Here is a 15,178-nt window from a genome sequence, read left to right on the forward strand (position 1 = left end):
CACCAACAGGCGTTAATATACATCGAGCTCAAGCAAAAGCTTAGCGACCGACGGCGTTGTCAGATGCCGGATATCCTCCCGCTCTTTTAAACTCCGCCGCAGATCTGTGCTGCGAACCTGAACTCTCTCCGGACAAGCCATGACCGACCAACGTTGTAATATTTCTTTTGATTTGTAGAACCGACCAAAATTAAATAAATTATCCGGCCCAACAACAAAGGTGATATCCGCATCGGGAAACTGCTGTTGTAAGCGCTCCAGCACCGCATAGGTGGTAACGCTCTCGCCCGGCTGATAAAGATCCTGTTCTACCGAACAACGTTGTAACTTATCTGACGCTAAATCGCCAATGAAAGCATCAATAAGTTTACAGCGTATCTCATAATTCAGCATTTCTTTACCCCACGCATGGGAAATACTGGGCACCAGCAAAATACGGTCGAAATGTTCCAGTGAGTCAATCACGCTTTTATGGCCTAATGTCGGCGGGTTAAAAGCGCTGCCAAAAACAGCAATTTTGTCCATCTTTTCCCCGATTCAGTGTGAAAGTCGCTTTCACGGTTTTCTAATTGAATGTTTGCGGTATGATACTACGATAGTTTTTTATTGCTTGCAGGAAAAGGAACTCTAATGGAACAAATTATCCGCGAAGAGATGCATGTACTTCCAGTGATCGACCCACAATTCGAAATTGAACGTCGCGTTGGTTTTATCAAACGCAAACTATCAGAGTCCGGTTGTAAGGCGCTGGTTCTGGGTATCAGCGGTGGCGTTGACTCAACCACTTGCGGCCGTTTGGCGCAAATGGCGGTAGACGCGCTGAACAAAGAGCATGGCAGCAACGCTTATCAGTTTATTGCTGTTCGTCTGCCGTACGGCTCGCAAAAAGACGAAGATGAAGCACAACTGGCACTGTCATTTATCCAGCCAACCCATTCCGTTTCGGTCAATATCAAAGCGGGAGTAGACGGCCTGCACGCAGCGTCTCATGAAGCCTTGGCGGGCACAGGACTGATGCCTGCTGAAGCGGCTAAAATCGATTTTGTCAAAGGTAATGTCAAAGCACGCGCACGTATGGTGGCACAGTATGAAGTGGCAGGCTACGTAGGTGGCCTGGTGCTGGGGACCGACCATTCAGCTGAAAATATTACCGGCTTCTACACCAAATTTGGTGACGGAGCCTGTGATCTGGCTCCCCTGTTTGGTCTGAACAAACGCCAGGTTCGTCAGGTTGCAGCAACACTGGGCGCACCTGATCTGCTGGTGAAGAAAACACCGACGGCCGATCTGGAAGAACTGGCACCACAAAAAGCGGATGAAGATGCACTGAACCTGACCTACGATCAGATCGATGACTTCCTGGAAGGCAAAGCTGTCTCACCTGCTGTTGCCGATCGTCTGGTGTCGATTTACAAAGCGACACAGCACAAACGTCAGCCGATCCCAACCATCTACGACTAACTCTAACACAGCCAATAGCGCGTTTGAGCTTATGTCCGGCAGCGAAACACTTCTCGTTATTCAGTGTGTTAGGCTGGTCCTTTCAGCCGGGTCCTTACGGCCCGGCTTTTGTTTACACCCCACCTTATGTGCTACAACAGTTTTGCTACAAAAAAACCAAAAAATCATTACTTATCAATCAAATAGCGTGACAACACTCCCAAAGCCTTCATTCCGTTTTTGTACGCCTGCAATGTGTGAAGCACTCTCCATATTTTTTGTGAAATGCGTCGGAAAATAACCCCATCTGTTTCGTTCTAAAGGTTAATTCATATGTTGTATATGGAATTTATTTTCCTGCTATTGGTGCTCTATACGGGCTCTCGTTATGGCGGTATCGGCCTCGGTGTTGTTTCCGGCATCGGTCTGGTTATCGAAGTGTTTATTTTCAAGATGCCGCCAACCTCACCGCCGGTGACGGTGATGTTAATCATTCTGGCGGTCGTTACCTGTGCTTCAATTCTCGAAGCCGCCGGCGGGCTGAAATATATGCTACAGGTCGCTGAGCGCCTGCTGCGTAAAAACCCCAAACGCGTCACCATCATCGCGCCTCTGGTGACCTATTCGATGACCTTCCTACTGGGTACCGGGCACGCGGTTTACTCTATTATGCCAATTATCGGTGATGTGGCGCTGAAAAATGGTATCCGCCCGGAACGTCCGATGGCAGCGGCCTCAGTGGCATCACAGATAGCCATTACCGCGTCACCTATCTCTGCCGCTGTGGTTTACTATCTGGCAGAGCTGTCCAACATCAACCATAACATCACCTTACTCTCCATTCTGATGGTTACGGTACCGGCTACCCTGTTTGGCACCGTACTGATGTCGCTCTACAGCCTGCGCCGCGGTAAAGAACTGGATCAGGACCCGGGTTATCAGGAACGATTACAAGACCCGGTATTGCGTGAGCGCATTGAAACTACGACAGCCACTTCGCTGAACGAACAGTTGCCTGCGTCGGCAAAGAACTCAGTGTTGCTGTTTATCCTGTCGATCCTGGTCATCGTACTGGTTGCAATGTTTCCGGAAGTACGCCAAATCGGCGATGCCAAACCAATCAATATGGCGACCGTGATTCAGATGATGATGCTGTGTTTCGGCGGTATCATCATGCTGGTTGCCAAGGTTGAGCCGAAGAAAGTACCGGAAGGCGTGGTGTTTAAATCCGGTATGGTTGCAGCAATCGCTATCTTTGGTATTGCCTGGATGTCAGATACCTATTTCCAGTATGCGATGCCGCAGTTTCGCAGCGGGATCATCGATATGGTGAATGCATATCCCTGGACATTTGCCCTGGCGTTGTTTGTCGTCTCTGTAGTGGTTAACTCGCAAGCTGTGGTGGCAAAAATGATGCTGCCGGTTGGTCTGGCGCTGGGACTGGAACCGGCACTGCTTATCGGCCTGATGCCTGCGTTGTACGGATACTTCTTTATTCCGAACTACCCGTCTGATATTGCAACCGTGAACTTCGATATCACCGGCACCACCAAAATTGGCAAGTGGTATTTCAACCACTCGTTTATGGCTCCGGGTCTGGTCGGGGTCATTGGTGGCAGTTGCATGGGCTACATACTTGGTCAGATGGTGATTGGCTGACCGTGTAGCCAAACAGCAGAACATCTTATTGCGAAAAACATCACGAGTTGATGAAAGTCGGCGGATGTTTAGAAGTGAACTGATGATATAAACAGAAAGCCAGCCCGTTGAGGCTGGCTTTAACTTTATACCCTATCGATACCCTATCGCTCTATGGCACACCGTGGCCTTTCGAAACTACCCAAACCCGGAACCACTGTTCGCGGGTCAGCGTTAGATCCAGCGCGGCTACAGCCGCCTTGACGCGGTCTATTTTGCCGGAACCAACGATAGCCAAAGGCTTGGATGGCAGCGCGCGAACCCAGGCATAGATCACCTGATCAATACTCTCGGCGCCAAGCTCTGCACGCAGTTCTTCCAGCACGCTGCGTACCCGCTGCGCCTGCTCGCTCTCACCGTTGAAAATAGCACCGCCGCCCAGACAAGACCACGCCATCGGACGAGTGCGCAGCATTTGCATCTGATCCAGCGTACCATCATGGGCGACTTCAAAATTAAGCGGGTTAATCTCCACCTGATTAGTCACCAGAGGTTTATTGATGCGTGACTGCAGCAGATTAAACTGCGAAGGACTGAAGTTAGACACACCAAAGTGCTTCACTTTGCCGACTTTATGCAGTTCGGTAAATGCTTCTGCCACTTCATCTGCATCCATCAGCACATCCGGACGATGGATCAACAGCACGTCAATTTCACTCACACCGAGGCGCTGCAGCGAGTTATTGACTGACTGATAAATGTGCGCGGCACTGGTATCGTAGTGATTAATTTGACGATCCGGGAACTGATCGCTGCACAGCTTAATGTCGCATTTAGTGACAATCTGCAGCTGTTCGCGCAAAGAGGGATCCAGCGCCAGCGCTTCACCAAACAGAGATTCACATTGATAGTTACCGTAAATATCAGCGTGATCGACAGTGGTGATACCCAGTTCAACGTGCTGTTTGAGGAATGTCAGTCGCTCCTGAGGCGACATGCCCCATTCCGTTAACCGCCAGTAGCCCTGTACCAACTCAGATAAATCCGGGCCTTGCGGGGCAATCGTTACTTTCGCAACCATGGTTGTACTCCTTTTTCTTTGTCTGACATCCTAAGCTTGTTTTCCGCTGACCTCAACGGATAGACTGTCGAAGTTCGAACTGGAGTACGAAGTTGTGAGTTTTGCAAACCGATTACAAACATTAATAGGTGCTGAAAGCATCAGCGGTTTTGCCCGCCGGGTGGACATTTCAGAAGCACTGATCAGAAAATACCTCAAAGGCAGTGAGCCCAGCCTGAGTAAAGCCAACCAAATTGCCATGCGTGCCAATTGTTCACTCGAATGGTTGGCTACCGGCTGTGGTTATTTATACCGCCAGGCTGAAGTCGTAGATATGGAGGCCTGCGTTCTGGCCCATACATTCGTAACCGGGCAGGAGCTGTCACCCAATCAGCAGGATCAACTGCAACAGGTGATTGCCGGTTATCAGTATCTGCGCGCGCACAAAAAGGCCGACGGCTATCTGGACGAAACCGCTATGGCTGCGTTTCTGCAGCGTCATCCCAAAGCGTTGACACCGGAGCCTGTGTAAATAACAGTTGTACACTCTGCGCGTTGCTGTGCAGCTCTGCAAATCCATAGCGCGCCTGCCAATACAAGGTCTTGGGAAACTGGCGCGCATGCTGGCTGATAAACAGCATCAGCTCCCGATCCACCTGCTGCGGTGTCTGGTGCTGAAGACGCCGCACAACATCGAACCGCGCTTCACCGACAGTGACTTTGCGCAGCTCAAAACCATCACTGCGCAGTCCGAGCTGGATCTGACTCCAGCTGTGAAAAGTGTAGTCAGTATGCAAAATCAGCGATGGACGAGCGATAGGCGTGGCTTCCCCTGTCTGCGCCCACACCCGGGTCGCGTAGTAGTAAAAAGGCTCGCTGCACCAACTCTTCTCTGTATCTTGTTCGCTGCATTCGAACCAATCGGCACGCTGAGCCAACTGTTCAGGGGCGAGAGCCTGCTTTCTCCCCTCCAGATAAGACTGTAAAAAATCCGGATGAACAGCCAACACATCATGGCTCCACACAACTGCGGCACCACTGCTCCACAAAATAAGCATCAAAGACCACTTTTTCATCGGACATCCCACTGTTCCTTCGCCATTTAACCCAGTGTGCCGCGCCAGCACCGACCAGACAAGCGCCCGCCTCTACGCCCCTGAACAGCGAAAACTGTGAACGGCTTCAATAGTTCGGGGCGTAGCCAAGAGAATGATGTCAGTTCGTTTTTTGCCCGCTATGGTTAACGCTCAATAATTCTAAAAAGAAACAAGGACCTGAACCGACATGAAACCCAGTACCCTAGCTATGGCACTGCTTACTCTGACACCGGCCGCATCAGCGATGCCAAACCTGACGATCGCCACCACAACCAACAGCCGTGATTTCCCGCTCAACAGTGAACAGCCGTTGGTTATTCCCCTCACCAAAGACAGCTATACCCTGACCGTTACCGGGCTGACCGGCGACTGTCGTGCGCCCGAAGAACAGCAAGTTAAATTCAACACGCCAGTATCACTTAATTGTGATGCAGCTACCGTGTTGCCACTTAAAATACGCTTTAGTGGCGACTACGCGTTTCAATACGATGCTAAAGCCTTCACTCTGACCTTTGTGCGTCAGCCCAAAAACAGCGCCCAGACCGAGTTCAAACGCCCTGTCCCGAATGTCAGCTGCGAGGTGTATGCAGGCGGTGAGGTCACTCTGAATCTGGGCGATACCTTCAGCGACGGGACCCGGCTGCGAGAGACATTCAGTGGCCAGGTCATCACCGTCCGCCAAAGTCAGGTCAGGCTCACACCCTCTGCTGACAGTGGCGGTCTGGTGCTGCTCGAACCCGTTACACCGACTTCGCATGACTTTAATTACCGTAATGCCAACATCTACTTTGTCATGGTGGACAGATTCAATAATGGCGATCCGGAAAACGACCACAGTTATGGCCGGCATAAAGACGGTGAACAAGAGATCGGCACCTTTCACGGCGGTGATCTAAAAGGTGTGATTGATAAACTGGATTACATTCAAAGCCTGGGCACTGACGCTCTCTGGTTATCACCAGTGGTGGAACAGGTGCATGGTTTCGTTGGTGGCGGCGACAAAGGCGCTTTCCCTTTTTATGCCTACCATGGCTACTGGACCCGTGACTTTACCAAACTGGACGCCAACTTTGGCGTGGATGACGATCTTAAAGCCTTAGTCGAACAAGCTCATCAGCGCGGTATGAAAGTGTTGCTGGATGCAGTGGTCAATCACGCCGGCTACGCCACACTGGCTGACTTACAGTTGGATGGCATTAAAGTGGTCGACCCGGCGCGTTTACCGCCAAAATGGAGTGACTGGGCACCCGCTGCGGGACAAAACTGGCACAGTTTTCATCAGAATATCGATTATCAGAGTCCGAACTGGAAAAACTGGTGGGGCGGCGACTGGGTGCGGGCCGGACTGCCGGGTTATCCGCAACCGGGCAGCAGCGACATCAGCATGACTCTGGCTGGTTTGCCCGATTTTCGCACCGAATCAAGACAACATGTCACCCCGCCGCCATGGTTACTGAATAATCCTGGCACCCGAGTGGTGGCCCGAGACGGGTATGATGTTTCTGATTATCTGATTGAGTGGCAGAGCGACTGGGTCAGACGTTTCGGTATTGACGGCTTCCGGGTGGATACGGTTAAGCATGTCGAAGGCGAAGTGTGGCAACGCCTCAAACAACAAGCCAGTGAAAAGCTCAGCCAATGGCGCAGCGAACGTGGCGAGCAAGGTCTGCCATTTTGGATGATGGGCGAAGTTTGGGGACACACAGCCTACCGCAGCCCCTACTTTGACGATGGGTTTGATGCCTTAATCAATTTTGATTTACAAAAACGTATGGATAACGGCGCCGCTTGTTTAAGCCAAATGGCGGACACTTACAGCAGCTATGCTAAAACACTGGCCGAACAACCAGATTTCAACCCGGTCAGTTACATGTCTTCCCATGATACTGAACTGTTTTTTGGCCGCTTCAACTCACTGGAGATGCAGCGCAACGCGGCGAATGCTTTGCTGCTGACGCCCGGCGCGATCCAGGTTTACTACGGTGATGAGGTCGCCCGGCAAGTCGGCCCATATGGGGATGATTTTCATCAGGGCACCCGTTCCGATATGCTGTGGCAACTCGATTCACAACGAGAGGCACTGCTCAGACACTGGCAACATCTGGGGCAGTTCCGTCAGCGTCATCCGGCGGTCGGGGCCGGCAAGCATCATGTGATCCCAAACCGCAACGCCTACGTTTTCTCGCGTATTTTAGCTGACGATAAGATCGTTGCCGCCTATGTAGGACGACCACCAGCGGAATAATTCAGTGACACCCACTGGCGATCAAAAAAGGCAGCTTGACGCTGCCTTCTTGATTCATCCGACTAAGATCAGAACTTGTAACCCGCTGCCACCATGAATACCCAAGGGTTGATGTCAACGTCAGTAGACTGTGACACACCGCCTGCTTTGTATTTGGCTGTAGTTTCAATGTTCGCGTACCACACCGCTGCGTTAGCAAACCAGTTGTCGTTGATCTTGTAATCGACACCAATGTTCGCGGCCAGCCCCCAGGAATCATCCAGTTTCAGATCGCTCAGACCCGCTGTTTTACCCGTGCTATTAAATTTCTCGTCAAAAAAGGTGGTGTAGTTGATACCGGCACCGACGTAAGGACGAAAATCTGCATTTGGTTCCATGAAGTAGTACTGAACCATCAGTGTTGGTGGCAGATGCTTGGTTTCACCGATTTTACCCAGACCACCTAAGTCGGTTGAAATGTCATGAGAAAATGGTGACGCGGCCAGCAATTCCACGCTGACATGATCAGTCAGCATGTAACCCATTGTTAAACCCAACTGGGTATTGCTATCGACATCCAGTTCTTCATCCGAACCGAGGATCTTATCACTGCTGTCATTTGGGACTACCGCAGCCAGACCCGCTCGAACAAAGATGTCACCTTCTTGGTGCGCCAGGACGTTGGTTGAAGCTAGAGCTGAAAGGATTGCGAGTCCGCAAAGTGTCTTTTTCATTATTGGTATTCCTTTTTCTGGGGCTTGGTTTTTAATTTTTGTTGCTGCGCACAGTAGCACATAAAGCCCACACTATTTTGATGGAAATCAATTTGTAAAACTAATTGTGCTAAAAAATAAAAAAATGGGGATTAAATCACCGTTTATTTGTAATTAAGCAAGAACTCAACCACTGAGCAATGAATAGGTATCACTATGAAAATTCGAATAAAAATTGATTTAGATCAATTCTTATTCGAATTAAATTTCCAGCTTTTGAAGCCGTTCTACACTTATCAAGGCGAGTAAAAAACGGCACATACAGGAGGGCGTTATGAGCTTAATTCCGCGTGACTCTTGGTCAGATATCTATCGTTTATTCGATAATACATTTCCATCAATTCGGCCACGATTTGATGCAGATACTTTCTCACCACGTGTCGATGTTATTGAGAAAGAAACAGCATTTGAAATTATTGCCGATTTACCCGGCGTGGCGAAACAGGACATCAACATCACCTGCCGGAATGGTATGTTGACGATCGAAGCGTCGACAACGAAAGACGAAGAAACCAAAGAGAATGATAAAGTCATCCATAAAGAACGCTATCACGGCAAAATGGTGCGTAGCTTTTCTTTGGGCGACAATCTGGACATGAAACAGATTTATGCCGAATTTGAAGAAGGTGTGTTAGTGGTTGTAGTACCGAAATTGGAGGGAAAACCAGAAGAAAGCCAACGCATCCATATCAGCTGAGACAGACTTATATTGCAAGCGGCGTGGTCACAGACGCCGCTTTTTTATTGTGGATAATTTGCCGATGATTTGACCGTCCGCTAACACCGCATGCAGCAGTATTGACCAAAATAGCAAAATGAAGAATCACCCTTTTGAGCTGCTATGAAACCTCTCATCGTATTGTTAATCACTCTGCTATTCAGTAGCGTAGCCTTATCCGGGCTTCGAGTAGGCACACCGCAGACCAATCTGACCACGGCCAGTTATCCGACGCAAAAACAAGCCGCCCAAGCAGGAGACGAGCTGATCGAACAGTTAGAAACCATGTCACCGAGTGCTCTGCAGTATGTCTTACCTGCCGAAAGCGCACAAAATCGTCGCGATGGTATTGAAATCAGACAGTTACGCCGTAGTGTAAAACCGGTCTCAACACAAGCAGGTCAGATCGAGTTTCAAAGCATTGTCACGGTACATTACGCATACTCAACCGGACAATCTGCGCGCTGAACCTGTATACGGCCTGCCGCCGCTGCTTTTTTACTGAGTTGTGCGTTACTGGCTTTTGCGGGTTAATAGCGCAGCAATAACCAGCCCCAGACCAATACAAGCCAGCAACGTGCCAACAAACGCCAGCGCAGAATAGTGCAACAGAGTTAAACCGGCACCCAGCCCAATCAGAGTACATCCGCCGACTGCCCAGGCCGCGCTGTGTATGTTCCCTGGTTTCTCTTTCATAACATTTGTCCATGTTGATGAGCCTAAACGTTTTGTCTTAAACAAATCATCGCCTTGATTAATCATGGCACACTCAGCAACGATCCGGTGTCATTGGGTGGATTATTCCGGGTAATTCGAACTCAATTCGCATCAGCCTTATCCGGCCAAACTCGACACCAAGTTCACGCTGCTGTTCAGCGGCCGGCAAAGCCTGAGACGTGCTGCCCTCTCATTGCCGTGTTGCTTGCTGACACATCGGACGGATATCGCCCCTGTGCTTAATGACATTTACTGTAACAAAGTGATTTTAGCCGTACTGGCAAGTTGAGAATGCAGAAAATAACGGCTCAGCGAAACGAGATAAATTGGGAAGTTATCAGCATATTCGTCGCTGAGTTTCTCCCCCTTCTGCGACTTTGAAAAAAGGGCATTTCCTACGAGGACATGTGTTCCTACGAGGACACACACCTTAATGCGCCAATGGCCACTCGACCCCAGGCAACGCCTTGTTACAGTGTGTCTCCATATTGCTCCGGTGTGTGTCCATATTACTTCAGTCAATTATTTTGATAACTCTGCTTTCGCCTCAGCTAACTCTTGTCTGGCCTCTTTCAACTTTTTCTTACGTTTCTCTATTTTTTCCGGATTACCTGATTGTTTAGCATCATCCAAATCCCGAAGACGCTGTGTGACTTCATGCTCCTTCTCGTGAACATCAGACAGACGCTCGCGGCGCAGACTTGCGTCTGTACAATGTTCGCGAACTTCGCGCAAAGCCTTGTGCAAGCCATCAGCACGATGCGGGTTATTGTGCTTATGAGCCTGTTCAATCTGCTGCTTTATATCGTGTTCTTTTGCAGCACAGCCGGTAAGCTGAGGCTTTGCCAGGGCCGAACAAACCGGAAGTAGCACCAACAGTCCTGTAACTAGAGTTCGTTTCTTCATACCATATCTCTTTGATAAAAATTAGAGGCATTCTGGCACAAGCAACAACCGATTAAGTTCGGACAACGTAAATTCCACATTAGAACTATGCCTTTATTTTTCTTTTGTCATCGGCAGTGGCAGGGACACACCGTCACTCATTGGCCAAAATCTGCTACCCGGTTCCGCAGCCACGCTGCCGCTGCGGCAAAGTCACTCCATCCGGTCGCATGGAAAAATCGTGGGACAACTGACAGCCAGCCAAACGCGCAGGCTGATCTCAAAATGAGAGTGAAACGCCGCAGGTAACAACCAAGCGCCCGCGGTAACGTCACAAGTGACTGGTTGACCGCAACAAAGTGCTTTACCATGCCAGTTATCAGAATCGGTTTGTGAGCCATCAATGGGCAGTAAACATAACAGTAATCTCAGCATCCTTCTTAGACTCAGTACGTTTGTTTCCCCTTACAAATGGCGTGTCACGGCAGCACTGATCGCTTTAGTGACGACCGCCAGCCTGACGTTATCCATCGGTTACGGAGTGCGTATCCTGATCGATCAAGGGTTTGCTCAGCAATCGTTGCCACAACTGACCAGCGCGATTCAATTTATTGTTGCTCTCACGCTGTGTATTGCTGTCGGCACCTTCTTTCGCTTCTATCTGGTATCCTCAGTCGGTGAACGCGTCAGTGCCGATATCCGGTTGGCGGTGTTTAACCATGTGATATCGCTTCATCCGAGTTATTTTGAAACCCACAGCAGCGGCGATATTATGTCGCGCCTGACCACAGACACCACCTTGCTGCAAAGCATCATCGGTTCCTCCTTTTCCATGGCCATGCGCAGCGCCCTGATGTGTGTTGGGGCCATCATCATGCTGTTTGCCACGAATTTTAAGCTGACCTTAATCGTCCTCGCGTCAGTGCCTTTTGTATTAGTCCCTATTTTGGTTTATGGCCGGCGCGTGCGCGCATTATCACGCCAAAGCCAGGACTCGATGGCCGACGTCGGCAGTTATGCCGGTGAAGCGATAGAGCATATAAAGACCGTACAAAGTTTCGGCTCACAGCAATATGAAAAAGCCGCCTTTGCGGTTGAGGTGGAAAAAGCATTCGAAGTCGGCAGGCAACGGGTGCAGCAGCGTGCCATTTTAATCTCCGGAGTGATTGTGATTGTCTTCAGCGCGATTGCAGGCATGCTCTGGGTCGGCGGCAGTGACGTGATTCACGGCCAAATGTCTGCAGGCGATCTGGGCGCTTTTGTGTTTTACGCCATCATGGTCGCCTCATCGATGGCAACCATTTCAGAAGTACTGGGCGAGCTGCAAAGAGCCGCAGGAGCCACCGAACGCCTGATTGAGATCCTGCAAGTAAAAAGCGAAATCAGCGCGCCGGATGATCTTGTGCCGATTCACCCGACCATGCCCGCAGAGATAGTGTTTGATTCGGTCAATTTCAGCTACCCTTCCCGCCCTGGTCAGCATGCCATCAAACAGCTCGACCTGACCGCAGAACAAGGCAAGGTACTCGCGCTGGTTGGCCCGTCCGGCGCCGGTAAAACAACCTTGTTCGAACTATTGCAACGCTTCTACGATCCGCAGCAAGGCCAGATTCGGTTCGGAGGCGTGGACATTCGCCAGTTCGATCCCAACGATCTTCGCCGCCAGATGGCACTCGTACCGCAGCAACCTGCGCTATTCAGCCAGGATGTATTGCATAACATTCGTTACGGCACGCCCGAAGCAAGCGATGAGCAAGTGATTGCCGCCGCAAAAAAAGCCCATGCGCACGAGTTTATCGAGACGCTACCGCAGGGTTATCACAGCTTCTTGGGAGAACGCGGCGTCAGGCTATCCGGCGGGCAAAAGCAGCGCATTGCTATCGCACGCGCGATTCTTAAAGATCCGAAAATCCTGCTACTGGATGAGGCGACCAGCGCACTCGACAGCGAAAGTGAACACCATGTGCAGCAGGCACTGGAAGCATTAATGAAAGGCCGCACCACACTGATCATTGCGCATCGTTTGTCCACCATCCAGCATGCCGATAAGATAGCCGTCCTGGACGGCGGTACTTTGGTCGATATCGGTGATCACCAGTCATTAATGCAAAGTTGCGAACTTTATCAGCGCCTGGTCGCCCTGCAGTTTAAGCACCTGACCTAAGGCGATATCAGTCAGTTTTAATTGAATTACTTTTTCATGTTCATCAACGCCTTGGTTGGGTGAACATGATTAATGTGTAGACTGGACTAGATTAAAATATGCCACCTATGCGTATAGAACTCGAAGCGTGTGGCGGTGCACATTATTGGGCAAGAACCCTCAATAATTTAGGACACGATGCTCGTGTTATGGCGGTTAAATATATCGTCCCCCACAGAACTAAAGGTAAAAATAACCTCAATAATGCCGTTGCTATCTGCCAAGCAGTCCAACATACATCTACACGATTCGTTCCAGTAAAATCTCCAGAACAACATGCCATATTGCCTGTTCATCGAATACGTGAGCATTGGGTGTGTGAACGCACGGCTCTAATGAACCAGATTCGCGCCTTGATTTCTGAGTTTGGTCTCATTATTCCTGTTGGACGGACGCTCTTCTTTAATGAAGCAAGTACCTAACCGTCATTTATAATTTTAGGTTTCCATACCACAACTTGGTTTCTACCAAGTGATTTCGCCTTATATACAGCCTCATCTGCTCTTTTAAGTAACTGCTCAACACTGAAGTCACCAGGTTGAGAACAAGTAACACCGATACTCACTGTGGCAAATATCTCATTGGATTCATATTCCATGATTTGCGCTTCTACCGCTCGCCGTACCGATTCAAACAGACAGAAAGCTGCCGAAGAGTCTTTAACGCTGAGTAAAATACCGAACTCTTCACCGCCTAAACGATATATCTGACCATTGTCCTTCAGCAGTTCTTTTATCACTGACACTGTTTGTTGAAGAAACTGATCTCCAGCGACATGACCATAATTATCGTTAATTTTTTTGAAATAGTCTAAGTCGGCAAACCCTAAAAAGAACATTTCTTTGCCAAGGTGGAAATAATTGATAGCCGTTTTAATATCCTTCATAAAACGACGGCGATTGAGAGATTGAGTCAGAGGGTCAACGGAAGCTTGGTAATTGAGTTTGTCAATTTGTTGATGAAGGTGCACGTTAGATGCTATCCAATTCGCAATACACTGAAGCTCTATGGCATGTTGAGTGGTATAACGAAAGTTATCTCCATGGGCGACATTTAATGTGCCTAAACACTTATTGGCGCTGAGCAGAGGTGCATCCATGCAGGTTGTTAGACCAGCTTTCCGCAATATTTCACAGTCAAGCTCAGTGGATGTGGATAAATCATCGCAGATTTGTAATTGACGACTCAGAAACACTCGTCCCACAAATGTTCCGCGAATAGGAACACTGAACCCCCTCGGAATGGCAGAGTCACCACTTATAGCATATATCTTTAGATTTTCCTCATCCTCAAACAGTGTAACGCTAGCCCTTTCCGCGTCAAAAATATCGTGCAACCAACGAGCTACTGTATCTAACACCTCCTGTACTGATGTAGAAATCGACAATTCATGTATGAAATCGACCGGTAGACTTATCTTGTATCGATTTCCGCCCTCGGACGTTTCCAAAGCTCTCAATTGCCTTTCCATGAACATACCTTCTCAACAAGCGCTAGTTAAATCCTTATGCAATTTGTGAAGTTTAGCAAGGACATTAACGGAAAGAACTTCATGCAATTCATATAACTTATTGTTGATATTATAATTAAAGGTGTAAGGCCAATATTCAGAGATAAAGAAGTTGATTAAATGATAATTCATAACTAAATTAAAAATTGAAATTTAAAGTGCAGTAATAATTTCCTACCCAGTTAGCACGTCATATTGCCATCTTCTACAGGTGGCATTTTTTTACAATTGATTCAAAACACTGCCATCTCCAAAGGGCTTTGTTGCAGAAATCGAATGAACTAAATCAGAATCTTACGACCAGATCAGGGACATTAATTCACTGACTTTGATTTCATACCGAAGCCTCGCTACAAAACTACTAACTGGTGCAAGTACAATAACTCCCTGAACAACAGAGGCTCACTCACGTTTTGGATTGACGAAGAGGCCATAACTGAGTGGAAACAATCTAAACAGGATAAACGTGGTAGACCAAGATTATTTAGTGATCTCGCTATCACGACTACTCTGATGGTAAAGCGCATTTTTCCTTACCATTAAGGGCGCTACAAGGCTTTATCGACTCTGTTTTTAGATTGGCGAACGTCCTATTGGTTTGTCCCCACTATACTTGCATCAGTCGCCGAGCTACAGTGAAGCGAAACGGATAATCGTTTAAAGCCTCACAGAAAGGCAGTGATCACTCAGGGTATCAATGCCTTTCTTATACCTAGTAACTCTTCTCAACCTTACCCATCCTCTGATTAGTGCCGACTAGTTCGTACTGTCTACCTACTGGTATCGTAACTAATAATTGGACATAACTTTGCCAGTGACTTTACTAAATTGGTAAATCAGGAATAACTACAGGTATGGAAAGTTTCGTAGCTCGGTGTCCAGAAGTGATGGTGCAGATCATAAATCCTGTAGG

Annotated in this window: 14 protein-coding genes and 2 pseudogenes; 9 read left to right on the forward strand and 7 right to left on the reverse strand. The window is 48.7% G+C overall.

Going from position 1 to position 15,178, the window contains the following annotated elements; all coding sequences use genetic code 11:
• Window positions 1-12: 12 nt before the first annotated feature.
• Window positions 13-525, reverse strand: coding sequence for a nicotinate-nicotinamide nucleotide adenylyltransferase (locus E6C74_RS15580; RefSeq protein ID WP_136486893.1), 513 nt, complete (start codon window positions 523-525; stop codon window positions 13-15).
• Window positions 526-630: 105 nt separating this feature from the next.
• Here E6C74_RS15580 and nadE point away from each other — a divergent pair, with 105 nt between their 5' ends.
• Entirely contained in the window at window positions 631-1,461 is an 831-nt protein-coding gene (gene nadE / locus E6C74_RS15585) for an ammonia-dependent NAD(+) synthetase (RefSeq protein ID WP_136486895.1), read from the forward strand.
• 312 nt (window positions 1,462-1,773) lie between these two features.
• The gene (locus tag E6C74_RS15590) at window positions 1,774-3,099 is read left to right on the forward strand and encodes an anaerobic C4-dicarboxylate transporter (RefSeq protein WP_136486897.1); all 1,326 of its coding nucleotides are present in this window, start codon (window positions 1,774-1,776) and stop codon (window positions 3,097-3,099) included.
• Window positions 3,100-3,250: 151 nt separating this feature from the next.
• On the opposite strand, the gene E6C74_RS15595 is transcribed toward E6C74_RS15590, so the two are convergent.
• Complete coding sequence (locus E6C74_RS15595; RefSeq protein WP_136486899.1) at window positions 3,251-4,159, reverse strand: aldo/keto reductase family oxidoreductase; 909 nt, start codon at window positions 4,157-4,159, stop codon at window positions 3,251-3,253.
• Window positions 4,160-4,253: 94 nt separating this feature from the next.
• Here E6C74_RS15595 and E6C74_RS15600 point away from each other — a divergent pair, with 94 nt between their 5' ends.
• A complete protein-coding gene (locus E6C74_RS15600) occupies window positions 4,254-4,670 on the forward strand; it encodes a helix-turn-helix transcriptional regulator (protein ID WP_136486901.1) in 417 nt (138 codons plus the stop codon).
• On the opposite strand, the gene E6C74_RS15605 is transcribed toward E6C74_RS15600, so the two are convergent.
• Entirely contained in the window at window positions 4,615-5,214 is a 600-nt protein-coding gene (locus E6C74_RS15605) for a hypothetical protein (RefSeq protein ID WP_136486903.1), read from the reverse strand. The two genes, E6C74_RS15600 and E6C74_RS15605, sit on opposite strands and share 56 nt — an antisense overlap.
• Before the next feature lie 208 nt (window positions 5,215-5,422).
• On the opposite strand from E6C74_RS15605, the gene E6C74_RS15610 reads away from it, so the two are divergent.
• Window positions 5,423-7,480 carry an alpha-amylase gene (locus tag E6C74_RS15610; protein ID WP_136486905.1) on the forward strand — a complete coding sequence of 686 codons (2,058 nt, stop codon included), beginning with the start codon at window positions 5,423-5,425 and terminating at the stop codon, window positions 7,478-7,480.
• 68 nt (window positions 7,481-7,548) lie between these two features.
• Here the strand turns inward: E6C74_RS15610 and ompW are convergent, their stop codons facing one another.
• Complete coding sequence (ompW, locus tag E6C74_RS15615; RefSeq protein ID WP_136486908.1) at window positions 7,549-8,193, reverse strand: outer membrane protein OmpW; 645 nt, start codon at window positions 8,191-8,193, stop codon at window positions 7,549-7,551.
• Between the two features lie 313 nt (window positions 8,194-8,506).
• On the opposite strand from ompW, the gene E6C74_RS15620 reads away from it, so the two are divergent.
• Both E6C74_RS15620 and E6C74_RS15625 read left to right on the forward strand, forming a co-directional pair.
• Window positions 8,507-8,929 carry an Hsp20 family protein gene (locus E6C74_RS15620; RefSeq protein WP_136486910.1) on the forward strand — a complete coding sequence of 141 codons (423 nt, stop codon included), beginning with the start codon at window positions 8,507-8,509 and terminating at the stop codon, window positions 8,927-8,929.
• A gap of 144 nt (window positions 8,930-9,073) precedes the next feature.
• Window positions 9,074-9,418, forward strand: coding sequence for a DUF3316 domain-containing protein (locus tag E6C74_RS15625; RefSeq protein WP_136486912.1), 345 nt, complete (start codon window positions 9,074-9,076; stop codon window positions 9,416-9,418).
• A gap of 45 nt (window positions 9,419-9,463) precedes the next feature.
• Here E6C74_RS15625 and E6C74_RS15630 read toward each other — a convergent pair whose 3' ends face one another.
• Both E6C74_RS15630 and E6C74_RS15635 read right to left on the reverse strand, forming a co-directional pair.
• On the reverse strand, window positions 9,464-9,646 hold the full coding sequence (locus E6C74_RS15630) for a hypothetical protein (RefSeq protein ID WP_136486914.1): 183 nt from the start codon (window positions 9,644-9,646) through the stop codon (window positions 9,464-9,466).
• A gap of 543 nt (window positions 9,647-10,189) precedes the next feature.
• Complete coding sequence (locus E6C74_RS15635) at window positions 10,190-10,573, reverse strand: DUF1090 domain-containing protein (RefSeq protein ID WP_136486916.1); 384 nt, start codon at window positions 10,571-10,573, stop codon at window positions 10,190-10,192.
• Window positions 10,574-10,955: 382 nt separating this feature from the next.
• Between E6C74_RS15635 and E6C74_RS15640 the strand changes: the two genes are divergently transcribed.
• Together E6C74_RS15640 and E6C74_RS15645 are read left to right on the forward strand one after the other, a co-directional pair.
• Entirely contained in the window at window positions 10,956-12,716 is a 1,761-nt protein-coding gene (locus E6C74_RS15640) for an ABC transporter ATP-binding protein/permease (RefSeq protein WP_136486918.1), read from the forward strand.
• A gap of 95 nt (window positions 12,717-12,811) precedes the next feature.
• Window positions 12,812-13,175, forward strand: a pseudogene (locus E6C74_RS15645) (IS110 family transposase); the annotation flags it as partial.
• Here the strand turns inward: E6C74_RS15645 and E6C74_RS15650 are convergent.
• Window positions 13,174-14,226, reverse strand: a complete 1,053-nt coding sequence (locus E6C74_RS15650; protein ID WP_240798206.1) for a sensor domain-containing diguanylate cyclase — start codon at window positions 14,224-14,226, stop codon at window positions 13,174-13,176. The pseudogene E6C74_RS15645 and the gene E6C74_RS15650 overlap by 2 nt on opposite strands.
• Window positions 14,227-14,601: 375 nt before the next feature.
• Here E6C74_RS15650 and E6C74_RS15655 point away from each other — a divergent pair.
• Window positions 14,602-14,897, forward strand: a pseudogene (locus E6C74_RS15655) (transposase); the annotation flags it as partial.
• Window positions 14,898-15,178 lie beyond the last annotated feature (281 nt).

Source organism: Vibrio sp. H11 (assembly GCF_004804295.1).
GTDB lineage: Bacteria > Pseudomonadota > Gammaproteobacteria > Enterobacterales > Vibrionaceae > Vibrio > Vibrio ostreae.

Bases quoted from the DNA above. Each gene is read 5' to 3' on its own strand.
- E6C74_RS15580 (WP_136486893.1), bottom strand. From the start codon at position 525: ATGGACAAAATTGCTGTTTTTGGCAGCGCTTTTAACCCGCCGACATTA.
- nadE (WP_136486895.1), top strand. From the start codon at position 631: ATGGAACAAATTATCCGCGAAGAGATGCATGTACTTCCAGTGATCGAC.
- E6C74_RS15590 (WP_136486897.1), top strand. From the start codon at position 1,774: ATGTTGTATATGGAATTTATTTTCCTGCTATTGGTGCTCTATACGGGC.
- E6C74_RS15595 (WP_136486899.1), bottom strand. From the start codon at position 4,159: ATGGTTGCGAAAGTAACGATTGCCCCGCAAGGCCCGGATTTATCTGAG.
- E6C74_RS15605 (WP_136486903.1), bottom strand. From the start codon at position 5,214: ATGAAAAAGTGGTCTTTGATGCTTATTTTGTGGAGCAGTGGTGCCGCA.
- E6C74_RS15610 (WP_136486905.1), top strand. From the start codon at position 5,423: ATGAAACCCAGTACCCTAGCTATGGCACTGCTTACTCTGACACCGGCC.
- ompW (WP_136486908.1), bottom strand. From the start codon at position 8,193: ATGAAAAAGACACTTTGCGGACTCGCAATCCTTTCAGCTCTAGCTTCA.
- E6C74_RS15620 (WP_136486910.1), top strand. From the start codon at position 8,507: ATGAGCTTAATTCCGCGTGACTCTTGGTCAGATATCTATCGTTTATTC.
- E6C74_RS15625 (WP_136486912.1), top strand. From the start codon at position 9,074: ATGAAACCTCTCATCGTATTGTTAATCACTCTGCTATTCAGTAGCGTA.
- E6C74_RS15630 (WP_136486914.1), bottom strand. From the start codon at position 9,646: ATGAAAGAGAAACCAGGGAACATACACAGCGCGGCCTGGGCAGTCGGC.
- E6C74_RS15635 (WP_136486916.1), bottom strand. From the start codon at position 10,573: ATGAAGAAACGAACTCTAGTTACAGGACTGTTGGTGCTACTTCCGGTT.
- E6C74_RS15640 (WP_136486918.1), top strand. From the start codon at position 10,956: ATGGGCAGTAAACATAACAGTAATCTCAGCATCCTTCTTAGACTCAGT.
- E6C74_RS15650 (WP_240798206.1), bottom strand. From the start codon at position 14,226: ATGGAAAGGCAATTGAGAGCTTTGGAAACGTCCGAGGGCGGAAATCGA.